The organism is Kaistia nematophila, assembly GCF_026343855.1.
Classification (GTDB): Bacteria; Pseudomonadota; Alphaproteobacteria; order Rhizobiales; family Kaistiaceae; genus Kaistia; species Kaistia nematophila.
Genome location: NZ_JAPKNK010000007.1, coordinates 1 through 17076, shown reverse-complemented (window position 1 = coordinate 17076; position 17076 = coordinate 1). Strand labels below are relative to the sequence as shown.

Here is a 17076-nt window from a genome sequence, read left to right as displayed (position 1 = left end):
TCGCGATTGATCATTCCAACGAATGTTTCTAATATCAGCCATCGTAATTGATGATGCATGTCGTCCGGGTGCGGCTGCTTCTTGCACCCTCCCGGCGGACCGTTCCAGCCGAAACGCCGATGCTTCGTTCGCGGGCGAAACGTCGGGATTTCCGCGAGATCCGGAACGGTTCCTGCATCGATCGGGAGAAATGCCATGGCCACGATGCTCGATCTCGACCAGTTGCGGACCTTCGTCGCCATCGCGGATTCCGGCAGCTTCACGCGGGCCGCCGAGACGGTCCACAAGACGCAGTCGGCCGTCTCGATGCAGATGCGACGGCTGGAAGAGCGGATCGGCAAGCCAATCTTCGGCCGCGACGGGCGCAGCGCCAAGCTGACCGAGGACGGCGAGCGCCTGCTCGGCTATGCCCGCCGCATGGTCCGCCTTTCCGACGAGACGATGGCCGCCTTCGACGACGACGAGCTTTCCGGCCGCGTCCGCCTGGGCACGCCGGACGACTATGCCGACCGCTTCCTGCCGGAAATCCTGGCGCGCTTCTCGCGCTCCAACCCGCGCGTCGAGGTGACGGTCGTCTGCGAGCCGACCGTGCAGCTGATCGAATGCCTGCGCGAGGGCGGGCTCGATCTCGGCATCATCACCAACATCAAGGGCACGCCGATGACCGAGGTCGTCCGGCAGGAGCCCCTGCTCTGGGTCGTTTCCAACCATCACCAGCTGGAACAGGACGACGTGCTGCCGCTGGCGCTCGGCCGCGACACCTGCTGCTGGCGCAAGAGCGCGATCGAAGCGCTGAGCCCGATCGGACGGCGCTACCGCATCCTCTATTCCAGCAATAATTCGACCGCCGTCTCCGCCGCCGTCCTCGCCGGGCTGGCGATCTCGGTGATGCCGGAATCGGCGCTGCGCCCGGGCATGCGTGTCCTCGGCGAGGCGGACGGCTTCCCGCGCCTGCCGCCCTGCGAAATCGGGCTGGTGCGGGCGTGGAACAAGCCCTCCAACCCGATCGTCGACGCCCTCGCCGAGCATATCGTGTCGTCGCTCGACAACCTCTCCATGCAGATCGCGGCCGAATGACCAAACCGCCCCGGCTGGTTCCGGAACTGGAAGTCACCAGCCTCGCGGAGGCGCTGCGCTTCTATGTCGGGCTCGCCGGCTTCCGCCTTGCCTATGGCAGGCCGGAAGAAGGCTTCGCCTATCTCGACCGCGACGGCGTGCATCTGATGCTGGAGGAGGCGGAAGGCCCCGGCCGGCGCTTCCATGCCGCGCCGCTGCAGCGTCCGTTCGGCCGCGGCGTCAACTTCCAGATCGAGGTCGACGATGTCGGCAAGCTCTGGGAGCGGATGCGCGACGCCGCGCCGATCACCCTCCCCTTCGAGGAGCGCTGGTATCGGCGCGAAACGGAAGAGCTCGGTCACCACCAATTCGTCGTCGCCGACCCCGACGGCTATCTGCTGCGCTTCTTCACCAGCCTGGGCACGAGGCCTGCGGTCTCCTAGGGTCCGTACTCCATTGGGAACGAGGCAGCGCTTGATGGAAATCGGGTCAGTTCAAGGAGATGACGGCGACGTTGGGCCTCACCCAACGAGCCGGTAGCGACGCCGAAATGGCCCGGTTTCCGTCAAGCCCTTCGGGTTGGGCCAAAATCGTGCGCGGGTGCGTCGCCGATCCGCGCCGATGGACCAGACCATCGAAACAAGTCCCTCATCCACCCTCTCCCGCAAGCGGGCGAGGGCTTTCTGGCTTGCGCCTGTTCCTGATCGCCATGGACCTTCGGAGAAAACCGGATGGGCGCGTCCCCTCACCCGCTTGCGGGAGAGGCTTGCTTGCCCTAGCCCGCCAGCACGCGGGTCGCCGGGAAGGTCACGCGGATCAGCGTGCCCTGGCCGACGGCGCTGTCGATCTGGAAAGCGGCGCGATTGGCTTCCACCAGCGCCTTGGTCAACGGCAGGCCGAGGCCGGTGCCGTCGCTGCGATGCTTGGCCGAGGTCGCGACCTGGCGGAACGGCATCAGCGCCGTCTCGACGTCCTTCTCCGACATGCCGATGCCGGTGTCGCGGATGCGCAGCGTCACCTCGCCGCGTTCCTCGAGCGCGGTCGAGACGATCACCTGGCCGCCGGCCAGCGTGAACTTGACCGCATTCGAAACCAGGTTCAGCACGATCTGACGGATCGAGCGCGGATCGGCGACGATGCTCGGCACGAGGCTCGAAAGGCTGGTGCGGATGATGATGCGCTCGCGATTGGCCTGCGGCTGCATCATCGCCACGCATTCCATCACGATGTCGTTGAGCGCCACCGCCTCGAAATTCAGGTCGAGCTTGCCGGCCTCGATCTTGGAGAGATCAAGCAGGTCGTTCAGCAGGCTCATCAGATGCGCGCCGGAGACATGGATGTCGCGCAGATATTCCTTGTAGCGCTCGGTGCCGATCGGGCCGAAGCGCTCCTCCATCATCACTTCCGAGAAGCCGATGATGGCGTTCAGCGGCGTGCGGATCTCGTGGCTGACCTTGGCGAGGAAATCCGACTTCTGCATCGACGCCGTCTCGGCGGCGCGCCGGGCGTTGATCAGCTCTTCCTCGGCGTTCTTCCACTGGGTGATGTCGCGCAGCACAGCGCAGAACTTGCCCGTCTCGCCGAGCCGGCCCATCGTCATGAACAGCGGGATGAGGCCGCCCTGCGGCACGCGGCCGATGACCTCGCGGCCGTCGTTCAGCACGCTGGCGACACCGTTCTGGGCCAGCCCCTCGAGATAGTCGAGCGCCGACTTGCGGCTCTCCTCGGCGAGCAGATGCGTGAAAGGCAGGCCGGCCACATGGGCGGAATCGACGCCGAACAGCGCCTCGGCGCTGCGGTTGATGCGAACGATGCTGCCATCGGCATCGACGACGGCGACGCCGTCGGTCGCCGTATCGAGGATCGCTTCCAACTCGGCGATCTTCTGGCCGGCGGCGGCGAGATCCTCGACGAGTTGGCCATCCTGGACGGCCCGCGGCGCGACGACCGGTGCCTCGTTCAGCGGCTGCGGCTCGACAGCAGCGGGCTCGGCGGCGACTTCCACCACCGGCTCCGGCAACGGCGCCGCGGACGCGGCGATCGGCTCGTCAGGCAAGGCTTCCGGCTCGACCGCCGGCGGCGGCTCGGCCGGTGCCACCTCGTCGTTCGGGTCGGCTGCGGCCTCAGCCGGCATCTCCGGCGCCGCGGGGACGGGCGCCTCGGGCGGCAGGACAGACGGCGGCGCCTCGGCGACCGGCGTCTCGCTCGCAGGCGGCATCCCGACATCCGGCGTCTTCTCGGCCGGCTCCGCCGGCCGCGAAGCCGGGACCTGCGTGTCCTCCACCTTGGCGCCGAGCGCCACGGCGATGCGCCGGAACGCGTCCTGCTCCGGCATGCTCAGCCGCTCCGCCTCGGCCGCGCTGACGGGGGGACGCGGCAGGCGCACGACATTCGACGGCTCGGTGCCAGTGGGGCGGGCCGGCGAAGCGGCAGGCGCGGATGCGCCGGGAGTTTTGGGAACGGAAGCCGGCGGCTCGCGCCGCGTTTCGACCGGACGGATGACGCCAAAGCCGCGATAGCCCTCGAAGGCGCGATCACGCGAAAAGGCCGGCAACGCGGCCAGATCGACGGGCACCCGCTGGTCCATGCCATCGACAGGCCAGCTCAGCGTCGCGCCGCTCCAGGTGTCGCGCCGGGCGATCAGTGCGGCGATGGCCCCCTGCGGATCGAGGCCGCGCTCGGCGGCGACCTGGGCCCAGGCGACGCCGACGATCGCGGCCGATTTCGGCCCTACCACCATCGCGAAATCGGGCGAGACGAAGCTGAAGCGGCTGTCGGCGTCCATCTGGAAGACGAAGCGGACGGGACGGGACGGCGGCACGAACTGAAAGCGCCCCTCCGCCTCGACCGGCGCGGACGACGGCTCGGCGGCAGCTTCGGTCGCGGCTTCGACCGGCGCCGACACCTCGGCTTCTGCCTGCGGCTCGGGCTCGGGCTCGGGCTCGGGCTCGGGCTCGGGCTCGGGCTCGGAAACATCGACCGGTTCGGCCGGCGTGGCGACCGCCGTTTCGCTTACCGCCTCGACGATATCCGCCATCGACCGGGCGCGCTCGACCGGCGGCTGAGCCGTCTCGGGTCCGATGGGTGCGGATTCGGCGGCCGGCTCAGGTTCGGCAACGGCAACCGGCACCGGCACGATCGCCGGCGGCTCGCCGGGCGCTTCCGCCTCGACCGGTGCAGACGCGGAGGCCGGGAGTTCCACCAGCGGCGGTTCGACGGCCGGCAGAGGTTCCAGCTGGACCCGCTCGGCCGGGCCGACGATCAGCAGATGGTAGCGGCGACCATCCTCCTCGAAGCGGGCGACGCCGGCGGGGCGGCGCACGGTGTCGATGCGGATGACGCGTTTCACCAGCCGCTCATCGCCGCGATCGATGCCGGCGACCAGCGCCTCGATGGCGCTCTCCGCCGCCGTCAGGGCATCCAGCCCGCCAGAGGCGGCGACCACATCGCCGGCGGCATCGAGAATGGCGACCAGGCAATCCTCTGAGACGACCGCGTCGGTCAGCCGCTCGGCGCGCTCGACGAGCGAGGCTGCGCCGCCGCGCGGCGCCTCAAGCGCGATGCGGACGGCGCTCGTCTTGTCGGCGAGCGCAATGCGCGTGCAGCTGGCGGCGAGGCTCTGCAGCCGGCCACCGGTCGCGAAGCTGATGCGCTCGATCCGCGCCGCGCCCATGGGCAGCGCCCGGGCGAAGCGGGCGATCTGGCCGGTCGAGGGCAGCGTGTCCGAGAAGCGGCGTTCGAGCAGGCGGTCGAGCTCGCTGGCGCCGAAAAAGGCGGCGCCGGCGGCGTTGGCCCAGAGCACGCGGCGACCGTCCGCTGCCCAGACGAAGCTCGGCTGCGCGGACAGCAATGCCGGTCCGACGGTCGGCAGCGCCGACAGGTCGAGATAGGCAAGATCGCGTCCACTCATACAGAAGTCACTTTTCCCGCCATCCCGGCGTTCTGACCATCGCCCCGCGCGGCTTCCCGTTCAAGCCGCTTTCGCGCATCCCGTTCCCGCATCCCGGCTGCCGCCGCCCCATCGCGTCGCGGCAAGGGGGCGCCTTGTCCAGAGACAAGCTAATATAGGGCCTCCCCTGCCCGGTCCACGCCGTGGCGGCCGCGCTCCCTTATCTCTTCCATCCCTTGGTTAATGTGTTGCTTGCGTCTTCCATCAAATCTGAGCCAGGCGGAAGCATTCGCTGCAGGCTCGCCTTGCGTCGCTCCCCGCAGGGGCTATTGTTGTCTTGCCTCAACATGGGAGATGGCAATGGCTGACAAGACCGCGTTCGAAATCCCCGAGCAGATGCGCGCCTTTGCCGACAAGAGCGTCGATCAGGCCAAGAAGGCCTTCGACGATTTCATGACCGCCACGGTGAAGGCCGTCGAGAAGTCCGAAACCTCCGCAAAGACGCTGCAATCCGGCGCCCGCGACGTCAATCGCCAGGCGCTCGCCTTCCTGGAAGCGAACATGGCCGCCTCCTTCGATTTCGCGCAGAAGCTGGTGCGCGCGCGGACGGTCGAGGAACTCGGCCAGATCCAGCAGGACTTCCTGAAGAACCAGGTCGAGACGGTGCAGAGCCAGGGCCAGCACATGGCCGAGACGCTGGGCAAGGCGGCAAGCGACGTCCAGCAGCAGGCGAAGAAATAGGCTGCCGGACCGGCAGATTGATAGTGAAAGCGGCAGATTCGCATCGTCTCTGCCAAGTCTTTTTGCGCGCCCATGCGGCGCGCCCCTCCTAACGGACTGAAATCGCTCTGGAATTGTGCGTTGCAATAAATTGTTGCGCCGCACAATTCGTTGACGTATGGTCACAACAAGTCGATCGGGGTTGCCACGGACCCAATAACAGGATCCAGGCGCAGGCTCCGCGACGGCCATGGAGCCCGTAGGAGACTTTCAGTTCATGTCCGATACCATTTCCGCCTCCCCCAAGAGCAGCAAGTCCAGCGCCAAGTCGAGCAAGGCTTTCGAGGCGCCGTTCGAGGCGTTCAGCTTCGCCGTGCCGAACGTCGAGGTCCCGGCCGCCTTCCGCGACATGGCCGAGAAGGCCGTCAGCGGCTCGAAGGATGCCTATGCCAAGCTGAAGAGCGCGGCCGAAGAGGCGACCGAAGCGCTCGAGGACAGCTATGAGACCACCCGCACAGGGCTCGTCGCCCTCGGCCACAAGTCGCTCGACAACGCCAAGACCCATTCCGACGCCACCTTCGCCTTCGTTCGCGATTTCCTCAGCGTCAAGTCGTTCGCCGAGGCGATGGAACTGCAGGCGTCCTTCGCTCGCAAGCAGTTCGACACGCTGACGGAACAGACCCGCGACCTGCAGGAATTCACGCAGAAGCTGGCCACCGACGCCTCGCGCCCGGTCAAGCAGGGCGTCGAGAAGGCGCTCAAGGGCTTCCAGCCCAACTGAGCCGCTTCCGTCGCGGCTGCCTCGGTTCGCGGCCGGAGCGACGGATGGCGGAATCGCACTGGAATGATGACGGCCCGATCGAAAATCGGGCCGTTTTTGCACAGCGGAAAACCTCCTGCGGATAAGTCCGAATCCGCACTTGAAACCTTCGAACTTTGGTTCTAGGTTCCGCTCGCTTTTGGCAGGCAGTTGTAGCTCAGTTGGTTAGAGCGTCGGATTGTGGCTCCGAAGGTCGGTGGTTCGAGCCCACCCAACTGTACCAAAGCATTCTCCCCCAAACCCCGATATTCCTCTGCCCGGAATAGGGACGATAACTCCGCGGGTTAGTGGCCTGCTGCGGATATGTGCCCAGTCTTGGTGCGCGCCAAGGCGCCGAAGCGATGGGCTCTGCTGCTCGGAGGGGGACGCATGTCCCGCTCGAATTGCGCGATAGAAAGCGAAACGTTCAAGGTCATCCACATCCTCGAAGAATTCGTCTTCGACTGGCGCCACTGGGCCAGCGCGTCATCAAGCGTCCGGTCGAGTGGGTGGATTTCCATGTCACCAACGGCGCCGTGGTGGCGCTCGGCATCGCCCAAGCGGCCGTGCCCCGAGCTTTCCGATCGCGCCGCTGATACGCGTCGCTGATGGCGATCAACGCCATCTCCTTTCACGCCCTGCCACTCTTCGCGACGCGAGGGCACTTCTCGCCGGGGTTGTTCGCGGCAGTCGTTCCGTTCCTGGCGATGGCCTGGGCGGTCGGGCGCAAGGCGGTCGAGACGAGACAAGCTAGGGGCGCGACAGCGGCCTATCGACCGCCGTTGCGCGACGACATCGGACAGGACTTACCACTTTCGGACTTGAACTCCCGCGCCCGCAGCTTGGTTTGATGATCGGCGATGCCCGCCGCGCCATCGGCATGGATGCCGCGATAGTAGAACTTCTGCCACTTATCGGCCGGCGCCGCCGGCGGCTCCTGCGCCATCTTGCGGTGGAAGGCATCGCGAGACCGGCTCCAGGACTCGAACTGCTCCTTCAGGCCAGCCTCGTCCTCGATCGAGGCGAAGCGTGGCTCGGTCATCTCGATCGCGGCCCGCTCGACCGGGAAGATATGGCAAAACGGCTCGTTCTCCTCGAACCGTACGGGATGGTGGGGACGCGTGAAGCGCCAGTTCATCGTGAAGGTGAACGAAGACCAATCAGTCTCGACCACGCCGGAGAGGGGGGAAATACCGTCCTTGGCGCTGTTCACGGGACCGCCGACCCACAGATTCCAGCCGGGGGAGGTCCTCAGGATCCCGGCGATGTGGAAGGTCAGCACGCCCTGGCCGAAGAGCCCGACCGGACGTTCATGCGGCAGGCTGCCGGGATGCGCCCGCACAATGACGTCGCCGGGGGCCATGCCTCCGTTCCAGACGGCCTCGAAGCTGCAGGGCGACAGAATCTCCCACCCATGCGAATTGGCGATCGCGAGCGGCAGGCAACGATAGGCGAAGGCCTCCGGCGTGGCGTCCATCCAGCCGCGCCGCGATGAAGCCGCGCGAATGCGCGGCTTCCAGCCTGGATAGAGATAGCAGGTCAGTTCCATTGGCAGCTCTCGTTTGGCGCGGTTCCGGCGGGCGAGAGAGGGGCGCTCTCGCCCGCCAGGGTCAGAAGCCGACCTTCAGGGATACGCTTCCCGATGCGGATGCGTCTTCGGACTGTCCCAGCGCGCCATGCAACGACACCGTGAGCACCGCGTTTGCGCCGATGCGCTGGTCGAGATCCGCGCCGACACGGGCCCAGTCGCTGGAGACTTTCTGGCCGGGCGTCGCGAAGGTGCCGAGACCGCCGAGAATCTCGCCGGTGACCGGCGGGCCGTCGCCATCGAAACGATGCACCCATTCGCCATTGACGCGCAGTTCCGTCCGCTTGGCGAGCGCGACCTTCACCGAGGTGCCGATGCGGCTCTCCCTGGCCGTCTGGCTATATTCGTCGATCGAGACAGGGAAGCCGCCGCCGCTTTCGGTATAGGCATCGACCGTGCCGCGGCCCTGCGTGTAGGCGGCATAGGGCGACAGATAGAACTGCCCCCACTGCACCGCATTGAGCCAATCGACGCGCGCGCGAACCGCCCAGCTGCGGGCATCCGGGCTGCCTGTGCTGGTGTCGACATCGGCGCCATTCAGGTAGTTGCGCGAGATATCGGTGTTCCAGTTTCCGGCATAGCCGGAAAGGCTGGCGACGATCGAGGTTCCGGGAATGGTGTAGTCGGCCTCGCCGTAGAAATAGTAGCCGTCGATCCGGCTGCTGCCGCCGAAGGCAAGATCCTGGTCGACCCGGGACAGGCCGAAGCTTCCGCCAATCCGGAAATCACCGACATCGGCGCAGGCGCCAAGCTCCCCGACATACTGATTGGCGTCCCCGTCATTCAGGCGGGAGAGATCCCCCGTGATCCAGAAGCAGCGATTCGAGCTTAGCCCGTTGTCCGCCAGGATGCGATGATGCGCGCCCCACAGGCTCAGGTTGGACATGGCGCTGACCGTCGAGAGCGGCGCTGCAAGACTGGCCAGGCTCTCGATGTAGTCGTCCAGGCCGATCACGCCGGTGCCGGGGGGAGTCGGTGTCGGGGTGGGGGTCGGCGTTGGAGTCGGAGTGGGCGTAGGCGTGGGCGTAGGCGTGGGCGTAGGCGTCGGAGTGGGCGTGGGCGTCGGTGTCGGCGTCGGGGTCGGAGTGGGTGTCGGGGTCGGAGTGGGAGTTGGCGTTGTTGCTACGCGAGCGATGTAGCGCTGCGTCGATCCGTTGATCTGACCATTGCCGAACACGACGTTGCCGGTATCGTCGACACCGTCGGCGGAGGTGAACTTGTCAGTTCCCGTCGACACACCATTCGCCGACAGCCAGTCGCCGACCGATTGCATACCGCCGGTCTCGGTCCAGCGGAATCCGACGACACCGTCGCCCGTTCGGTCGGCGCTGCCGACGACGACGCTGCCGTCGGCATTGATGCCGCTTGCGGCGCTGTACGTGCCGCCAGAGAAGTAGCCGAGCCCGACCATGCCGCTACCGGCGGTCCAGCGGAACGCCTCCTGGGCGCCGGCTGCCGACATCGAGACGCCGGCGACGACGGCGCCGTCGGCCGAGACGCCGAGGGCCCGGCTGCGGGCCGTGGCGGCTTCGTGAGCGGCGAGGACGCCCAAACCGACCATGCCGGTGGACGACGTCCATCGGAAAGCCTCTTCCGTGTGGGCCGATGCGCCGCCATACCCGACAATGACGCTGCCGTCGCTCGATGCGGCCCGCGCCATGCTGGAGAGGAACCCTCCGCCTTGCAGGTCCTGGGCGGCGCCGTCATCCACCCATCGCACGGCGTGATAGACGCCCGCGCCGGGATAGGCGGACAGGATACTGGTTCCGGCGACGACATGGCCGTCGCCGGACACGGCATAGGCGATGCTGGAACGCGGAGTCAGAAGCGCGTCGGGCTGTGGCTCCAGGTCCGCGAGTTGCGTCCGCACGCCATTGCGCCAGACCTGGGCCTTGTTGTGCGAATAGGGATCCACGGAGGTGTAGCCAACGACCACCGTGCCATCTTCGGATACACCGTAGGCATAACCGACATCGTCGCCGGCAGGCATGGAAAGCTCGGTCTTGCCGGTCGCCGTGAAGGTGTAGGGGCGATAGCTGTAGACGCCCGTGCGCACAATGCCGGCAACCGTATTGCCGTCACCCGAGATGTCGAGATAGGCGACGCCGAGATTGTTGGCCGGCAGGGGGCCGGGTATGTCGCTCAATGGCAGCACGCTGCCGCCGGCGTACACCGCTCGCGATCCGAGCAGGGAGACGACCGCGACGGAAATCAGGAATTTCGATCTGCAGAGCATGAGCCATCCTCAAGGTCAATCAGCGCAAGGGCCTTCAACCGCGCCCAGCGGCCGGCCAGTGGATCCAGTTTTTGAGGTGACGTTGCTCGCCGCGCCGCCGCCCGGCATGCCAGCCCGGCAACCGGTAAAGCGCCTTGCCGAGTGATTTCCGGCATCCCCCAAAGGCAAGACTGCCTGAGGCGCCTCTACCTGGCAGCCCCCGTTCAGGGGGGCGAAGGCGGCCCAATCGTCGGTGAATGCAGGCATCCTTATGCGGTATTGGCATTCGCGGCACTGTCGACCAGATCAGCCGAACCCGCGCCGAACCGCCTCGAGGGCCGCTTCCGGCCCATGTCGAGATGCGCAGCCGCCGGTAGATCACACCGATGTGACAAGGAGAGTTCGCCGCGATCGAGCCGGCGCGCAGGATGCCGATGAGCAGGTCGGCTGCCTCGTCCTTCAGCAGATAGCCTCGCGCCGGCTGCTAGGGCCTCAGGCGCGTCGCCCGTAGGTTTCTGGCCGATGCGAAGTCGTCCCGCACGACAGCCGCCGGGTGGGGCGCTTCAAGACGGTCGCCCCGGCCGAAGAGCTTCTGCCGGAACGTGCCTTCCCGATAGCCCGTCTTGTAGAGGCCGCGGTTCTGCAGTTCCGGCACGACCAGGTCGATGAAGTCACGGAAGCCGGAATCGAGGACGGCGTAGGAAAGGTTGAAGCCGTCCACGCCGGTGTCGGCCGCCCAGCTGGCCAGTTCGTCCGCGACCTCGCTTGGACTACCGACGGAGACAGGACTGAGCCCGCCGATGCCGCACCAGTCGGCGATCTCGCCGGCGGTCCATTTTCGGGAAGGATCGGCCGAACTCATCGCCTCGACGGCAGTCCGGATCGCCTCGCTTTCGACGTGCTCGAACACGTCGTCCGGGGCGAAGCGGCTGAAATCGACGCCGGTCCAACCCGACATCAGCACCAGCGCCCCTTCGCGCGACGCATGGCGGCGATACTCCGCATGCTTGTCGCGCGCCTCGGCGCTCGTCGGCGCGGTGATGACCGTGTGCTCGGCAATGATCGCAATCGACGCCGGGTCCCGGCCGGCATCGGCAAAGGCCTGGCGCAGCTTGCGCACACTACCGGCAAGCACCGTCTTGGACGGGGCTCCGACGAAGACGCATTCGGCATTCCGGGCCGCAAAGCGCCTGCCGACCGAGGAAGCGCCAGCCTGGAACAGGAGCGGCGTGCGCTGTGGCGAGGGAGCGACGAGGTGCGGTCCCTGCACCCGGAAATGGCGGCCGGCATGATCGACCGGATGGATGCGGGCAGGATCGGCATAAAGGCCGCGCGCCCTGTCGGCAACCACGGCATCCTCCTCCCAACTCGCCTCCCAGAGCTTGTAGCAGAGCTCGAGATACTCATCGGCGATCTCGTAGCGCTCCTCATGCGTCAGCTGGCGGTCGAGCCCGAAATTGCGTGCGGCGCTGTCCGAGGAGGAGGTGACGACGTTCCAGCCGATCCGGCCATTGGTCAGGTGATCGAGGGTCGAAAGCCGTCGCGCCAAGGCGAAGGGCGGCTCGTAGGAGGTCGAGAGCGTGATGCCGAAGCCAAGATGCCGTGTCGCATGGGCCATCGCCGAAACCAAGAGCAGCGGATCGTTGCGCGGGATCTGGACCGCATGGGCGAAGGCCGGCCCGGGCGATCCCTCGAACACGTCGTAGTGTCCGTAGGCATCAGCGATGAACAGCCCGTCGAACAGCCCGCGCTCGAGAAGCTCTGCCAAACGCACCCAGAAGCCGATCGTGCCGAAATCGACCGATATGTCGTCCGGATGGGTCCAGAGCCCCGGAGAGAGATGGCCGGGGCTGTTCATGATGAAAGCGTTCAGGATCAATTCGGACATGTCATTGCCTTTCCGCTGCCGCGGAGCTCGCCATCGGGCGAAATTCAAGACGCAAGCCCCATCGGGCTCGCGGGATGGAAGAGCCCGTCAGGCGCCGGCTGGCGTGCCGATCTGCCACTGCTCGGGCGGCGGCGTGCCATTGACCGCATAGTCGCCGACGATGCGGTCCTTGTAGATGCGCGGGTTGTGGGAGGAGAGCGTGCGCGCATTGCGCCAATGACGGTCGAGCGCGAGCCCCTTGCGGGTAGCCGAGGCCCCAACGGCATCAAACAACACCGTCGCCGCGTCGAGGATGAGGCTGGAGACGACCGGCAGGGCCTGCGATGTTTCCAACTCCGCGATATCGACGGCGCGACGGTAGGCTTCCGCATCGCCTGCAAGCCTCGCCTCGAAAGCCCGATCGAGGCTTCGGGCCACCTGCAGCACGATGGCACCGGCGGAATAGGCAGCGCCGCGCGTGCGACCGACGACCTGCAGGACCTGCGGATCAGTTCGGGGCTGGGACGATGGGGCATTGGAATAGGAACGGCGGCGCGTCGACACCAGGGTGCCGACATCGCGAACGATGGCGCGACCGATGCCGGCGAGCGTGGCGAGATGCACGAGCTGGTAGTAAGCCGGCGAATATTCGAAGCGTCCCGCCTCGACGACGAAGTCCTCGTCCGCGACGTCGACGTCGACGAATGTCGCCGTGCCGCTCGCCGTCCCGATCTGGCCGAAGCCGTCCCAGTCGTCCACGACCGAGACGCCCGGTGCCTGGCGGCGCACGGAAACGGCGACGGTCTCGCCGTCCGCCTCGCGGGTGGCGCCGACGTCGATCCAGTCCGCGAACAGCGAGCCGGTGGTATAGAATTTGGCGCCATTCAGAAAATGGCGCCCGTTCCGCTCCGCAAGGCGCGTAGAAAAGCCGAACTGCGGCGCGTCGCCGACTTCGGTCCAGGCACTGCCGACCGTCTCGTCCCTCGCGACCCGCCCAGCCCAGAGCGCCCGCCGCTCCCCATGCGGCAGACCGACGATGTCCTCGACGAAGCCGAGATGGGCGCGCAGGGCCTGCGTCACGTTGGAATCAGCCTCGGAGAGCTCGATCAGCAGCGCGAACTGCTCGGAGAGGCGAAGACCGAGCCCGCCCTCCTCCACCGGGAGGCGAGCGCGCGCAAAGCCAGCCTCCTTGAGCCAGAGGATCGGCTCGGCAGGCCGCCCCTGCGCGACCTCGCGCGCGGCGGCGCCGTCCGCGATGCGGGCAAATACGGGGCGGAAGCGTCCGGCGATCCCGTCATATTCCTGGCTCGGCCCCTCACCCCAGGCCAGCTCGATCTGTGTCATGTCGCATGTTCTCCGAAGGCTTGGCAGGCTGGTCAGGACCGCAATCGCTGGACGCCGTAGCTCAAGGCAAGGCACAGGAAGATGGCGATGCCCGAACCCAGTTGCTGCCAGTAGAAATCCCAGCCGATGAGCAGCAGCCCGTTGGCGATGATGGCGAGGAAAAGTACGCCGGCGAGTGTGCCCGGCACGCTCGGCGCGCGTGCCTTGCTGACCGTCGTGCCGATATAGACGGCGCCTATGGCGTTCATCAGGAAGGCATTGCCCGAGAAGGGCATGTAGGCACTGACATTCGCCGACAGGAAGATTCCGGCGGTGCCCGCGATAACGGCCGAGAGCACATAGACCGTCGCAAGCGTCGCGCGCACCGGCAGGCCGGAATAATGAGCGAGCTGCGGTTCGACGCCGATCGCTGCGCTACGGCGCCCAAACCGCGTGCGGTCGAGCAGCAGATAGACGAGGAGGCTCATCGCCAAAACCGCCAGAACGGGGATCGGCACGCCGACGACGCTCCCCCGCGCCAGGACCGGCAGGGCCGGTGGCACGCTCTTGAACGAGATGTAGACCGGGTTGCCACCGCCCGTCGCGAGTTGCTGCACGGAATGGCCGATGAACAGGGTGCCAAGCGTCGCGAGGAAGGGAGGGATGCCGAGGCCCGCGATGAGCAGGGCATTGAAGAGCCCACTGCATGCCGCTGCCGCGAGCGCGGCGAGGATGGCGAACGGAACGTCGGCGCCGAGGACGATCGCCGAGACAAAGGCCAGGCTCGCGAGATCGATCGCCGTCGCGACCGAGAGGTCGATGCCGCCGCTATGCACCGCAAGCGTCGTGGCGATGGCCGCGATCGCGAGCAGCGCGAAATTGTTGACCAGGATGCCGCGCAGGTTCGAAAGCTGGATGAAGCCGGGCGCGAGCAGCGTAAAGAAGAGGAAGGCGACGACGACGGCGAGGATCAGGCCGAAGCGCGAAAACCGCGCCAGGCGGGCCGTCTCTCCCCGCGTGGGCGAAACCAGAACTCCGAGGACGCTCATGTCCGGGGCCTCACGGTCGTGGCGGCGACAACAAGCAGCGTCAGCACTCCCTGGATACCGCTGACCCAGTAGCTCGATACGTTGAGCAACTGGAAGCCGTTGGTCAGCATGCCGATGAAGAGGCTTGCGGCGAGCGTCCCGGCGATGGTCGGCACGAGACGGCGCGAAAACACCACGCCCAGAAACGTCGCCGCGATGATCGGCAGCAGCATCTCGTCGGCCCCTTTCGAGCTGGCGCCGAGAAAGCTGACCGAAAACAGGCCTCCGAGCGCTCCAAAAAGGCCGCTCGCAACATAGGAGCCACCGATGTAGAGCGGGACGCGTAGGCCCGCGGCACGCGCGGCGAGCGGATTGCCGCCGACCGCCTGCATGTTGAGACCGAGGGTCGTGTAGCGCGTGACGAGCACCAGCGTCACAGCCGTCGCGAAGAGCGCATGGGCGAGCATCGGGAAACCGAAGGCGTCCGTCCCGCCGAGAAACCGCGTCAGCGAGCTATCGACGAGAATGGTCGCGCTCTTGGTCACCAGTTGCTCCAGGCCGACCGCGATGGTCATGCCAGCCAACGTGGCGAGCAGCGGCAACATGCGGAGCCAAACAACGGAAACGGCATTCAGCAGGCCGATGCCCAGGCCGGCCGCGAGCGCGGCCCCGATGGCGATCCCTTCCGGTTGCCCGGTCCGGACAAGCGTCGCGTAGACCGCAGCAGCCAGGCCCATAGTCGCGGCCAGCGACAGGTCGATGCCGCCGGCCAGCGCGTTGTCTCCGCCGACAATGACCACGATGGTGAGGCCGAAAGCGAGAGCGCCGAGAACCGACGATTGCGAGACGATGGCGAGCAGGTTTCCCGGCGACAGGAACAGTGGCGACTGGATCGCGAGGACGACGAAGATCGCGGCGAAGAGGACGAGCGCGCCGGCGCGGAGGATCGCCGGCAACAGCGCGCCGATTTCGCTGCGCTCCCAGGCGCGCGCCTTGGGAGACGCTTCAGTGGTGATGGATGTCATGGGCTTCTTCCGGACGGCCGCCGACGACGGCCGCTAGCAATGCCGAGGGAGAGACGGTCTCGGATCGCGCGTCCAGCGCCACTGAGCCGCGATGCAGGACGACGACGCGATCGGCGAGTCCCCTCACCTCGTCGAGATCCGATGAGACGACGATGAGCGAATGCCCGGCATCGGCGAGACCGCGGAGCAGACGATAGATTTCCGCCTTGGCCGCGACGTCGATACCGACGGTCGGCTCGTCGAGGACGTAAAGGGAGGCCTCCCGGCAGAGCCACTTGGCGATGGCGACCTTCTGCTGGTTGCCACCGCTGAGGCTTCCTGCCGACACCGTCTCGTCGGGCGCCTTGATGCTGAGCGAGGCAATGAAGCCCCTCGCCCGCTTGGTCTCGGCATCGCGGCGCATGAAGCCGAAACGGCTGAAGCGCTCGAGGCTCGCCAGGACGATGTTCTCGCGCAGCGAGAGCGGCAGCCCGACGCCCTGGGTGCGACGATCCTCCGGCACGAGCGCGAGGCCGGCGGCGAGCGCATCGCGCGGCGTGCGCGGCGCGTAGGCCGCGCCGTCGATCTCCATGACGCCGTCATGGGCCGCGTCGAGGCCGAAGAGCACTCGCGTGAATTCCTTGATGCCGGAGCCGATCAGCCCGGTCACGCCGACGATCTCCCCCTTGCGAACGACGAGGTCGACATCGCGGAAGCCGGACCGTCGTCCAAGCCCCCGGGCGACGAAGAACGGCGCGCCGGCCTTCTCCCCGCGCGCGGGAAAGAGCGAGCCTATGTCGCTCCCGATCATCGGCCCGGTCATATCCTCGATGCTGGCCGTCCCGGCATTCAGGATGGCGACGTCGCGGCCATTGCGCAGCACCGTGATGCGGTCGCAGATCTCCTTTATCTCGCGGAGATAGTGGGAGATGTAGACGACGGTGATGCCGTCCTGACGCATGGCTTCGATGCCGCGGAAAAGACTCTCCACCTCCCGACGGGCGAGTGCGGCGGTCGGTTCGTCGAGGACGACGATATGTGGGCCGAGCAACAAGGTGCGCGTGATGTGAACTACCTGCTGTTCGGCGGTCGTCAGGTCCCGCAACAGCCTGTTCTTCGGCAGGCCTACGCCAAAATAGCGCTCGATGAGCTCATCCGCCCTGCGCCGCAGGGCGCGGCGGTTGACCGTGACACCATTGGCCGAGGCAGCGGGCGTCGCGTAGAAAAGCGCTTCCTCAACGGTGAAGGAAGGGATCGTCATTCGATCCTGATAGATGACGCCGATGCCGCGCGTCAGCACTTCGGCGGGCGTCAGCCCCTCGACGGCCTCGCCGCGGATTTTGATCTCCCCGGCGTCTGCGCGTTCGAGGCCGGAGAGAATCTTGATCATGGTCGACTTGCCGGCGCCGTTCTGGCCGATAAGGCCATGGACCTCGCCTCGCCGCACCGAGAGATTGGCGCCGTCCAGCGCCCGCACGGGGCCGTATTGCTTGACGAGGCCTGCCAGCTCAAGCGCCAGATCATCGGAACGCGTATTCAAGAATCTTCACTCGAAGAACAGGGCCGTCGACGGCCTGGATAGGATCA

The 17076-nt window shown here is 66.8% G+C and carries 12 protein-coding genes and 1 tRNA gene; 5 read left to right on the top strand and 8 right to left on the bottom strand.

Going from position 1 to position 17076, the window contains the following annotated elements; genetic code table 11:
• Positions 1–195 precede the first annotated feature (195 nt).
• Positions 196–1077, top strand: coding sequence for a LysR substrate-binding domain-containing protein (locus OSH07_RS16115; protein WP_266339704.1), 882 nt, complete (start codon positions 196–198; stop codon positions 1075–1077).
• Complete coding sequence (locus OSH07_RS16110; RefSeq protein ID WP_266339703.1) at positions 1074–1499, top strand: bleomycin resistance protein; 426 nt, start codon at positions 1074–1076, stop codon at positions 1497–1499. The genes OSH07_RS16115 and OSH07_RS16110 overlap by 4 nt, the downstream gene beginning before the upstream one ends.
• Positions 1500–1831: 332 nt before the next feature.
• Here the strand turns inward: OSH07_RS16110 and OSH07_RS24385 are convergent, their stop codons facing one another.
• Positions 1832–4966 carry an ATP-binding protein gene (locus OSH07_RS24385; protein ID WP_277614306.1) on the bottom strand — a complete coding sequence of 1045 codons (3135 nt, stop codon included), beginning with the start codon at positions 4964–4966 and terminating at the stop codon, positions 1832–1834.
• A 339-nt stretch (positions 4967–5305) separates the two neighbouring features.
• On the opposite strand from OSH07_RS24385, the gene OSH07_RS16100 reads away from it, so the two are divergent.
• The 3 genes from OSH07_RS16100 (at position 5306) to OSH07_RS16090 (ending at position 6708) form a co-directional block, all read left to right on the top strand.
• Positions 5306–5686, top strand: coding sequence for a phasin family protein (locus OSH07_RS16100; protein WP_266339702.1), 381 nt, complete (start codon positions 5306–5308; stop codon positions 5684–5686).
• A gap of 256 nt (positions 5687–5942) precedes the next feature.
• Positions 5943–6446, top strand: coding sequence for a phasin (locus OSH07_RS16095; RefSeq protein ID WP_266339701.1), 504 nt, complete (start codon positions 5943–5945; stop codon positions 6444–6446).
• A gap of 185 nt (positions 6447–6631) precedes the next feature.
• Positions 6632–6708, top strand: a tRNA-His gene (locus tag OSH07_RS16090).
• Positions 6709–7233: 525 nt separating this feature from the next.
• Here the strand turns inward: OSH07_RS16090 and OSH07_RS16085 are convergent.
• The 7 genes from OSH07_RS16085 to OSH07_RS16055 all read right to left on the bottom strand — a co-directional run bounded on the left by OSH07_RS16085 (position 7234) and on the right by OSH07_RS16055 (position 17029).
• Positions 7234–8013 carry a DUF6065 family protein gene (locus OSH07_RS16085; RefSeq protein ID WP_266339700.1) on the bottom strand — a complete coding sequence of 260 codons (780 nt, stop codon included), beginning with the start codon at positions 8011–8013 and terminating at the stop codon, positions 7234–7236.
• A 61-nt stretch (positions 8014–8074) separates the two neighbouring features.
• A complete protein-coding gene (locus OSH07_RS16080) occupies positions 8075–10288 on the bottom strand; it encodes an autotransporter domain-containing protein (protein ID WP_266339699.1) in 2214 nt (737 codons plus the stop codon).
• A 463-nt stretch (positions 10289–10751) separates the two neighbouring features.
• The gene (locus tag OSH07_RS16075; protein ID WP_266339698.1) at positions 10752–12155 is read right to left on the bottom strand and encodes an LLM class flavin-dependent oxidoreductase; all 1404 of its coding nucleotides are present in this window, start codon (positions 12153–12155) and stop codon (positions 10752–10754) included.
• An 87-nt stretch (positions 12156–12242) separates the two neighbouring features.
• Positions 12243–13478 (bottom strand): acyl-CoA dehydrogenase family protein, encoded by a 1236-nt coding sequence (locus OSH07_RS16070; RefSeq protein WP_266339697.1) that lies wholly within the window; start codon positions 13476–13478, stop codon positions 12243–12245.
• A 32-nt stretch (positions 13479–13510) separates the two neighbouring features.
• A complete protein-coding gene (locus tag OSH07_RS16065) occupies positions 13511–14506 on the bottom strand; it encodes an ABC transporter permease (protein ID WP_266339696.1) in 996 nt (331 codons plus the stop codon).
• Positions 14503–15510, bottom strand: a complete 1008-nt coding sequence (locus tag OSH07_RS16060; RefSeq protein ID WP_266339695.1) for an ABC transporter permease — start codon at positions 15508–15510, stop codon at positions 14503–14505. The genes OSH07_RS16065 and OSH07_RS16060 overlap by 4 nt, the downstream gene beginning before the upstream one ends.
• Positions 15491–17029, bottom strand: a complete 1539-nt coding sequence (locus OSH07_RS16055; RefSeq protein WP_266339694.1) for a sugar ABC transporter ATP-binding protein — start codon at positions 17027–17029, stop codon at positions 15491–15493. The genes OSH07_RS16060 and OSH07_RS16055 overlap by 20 nt, the downstream gene beginning before the upstream one ends.
• Positions 17030–17076 lie beyond the last annotated feature (47 nt).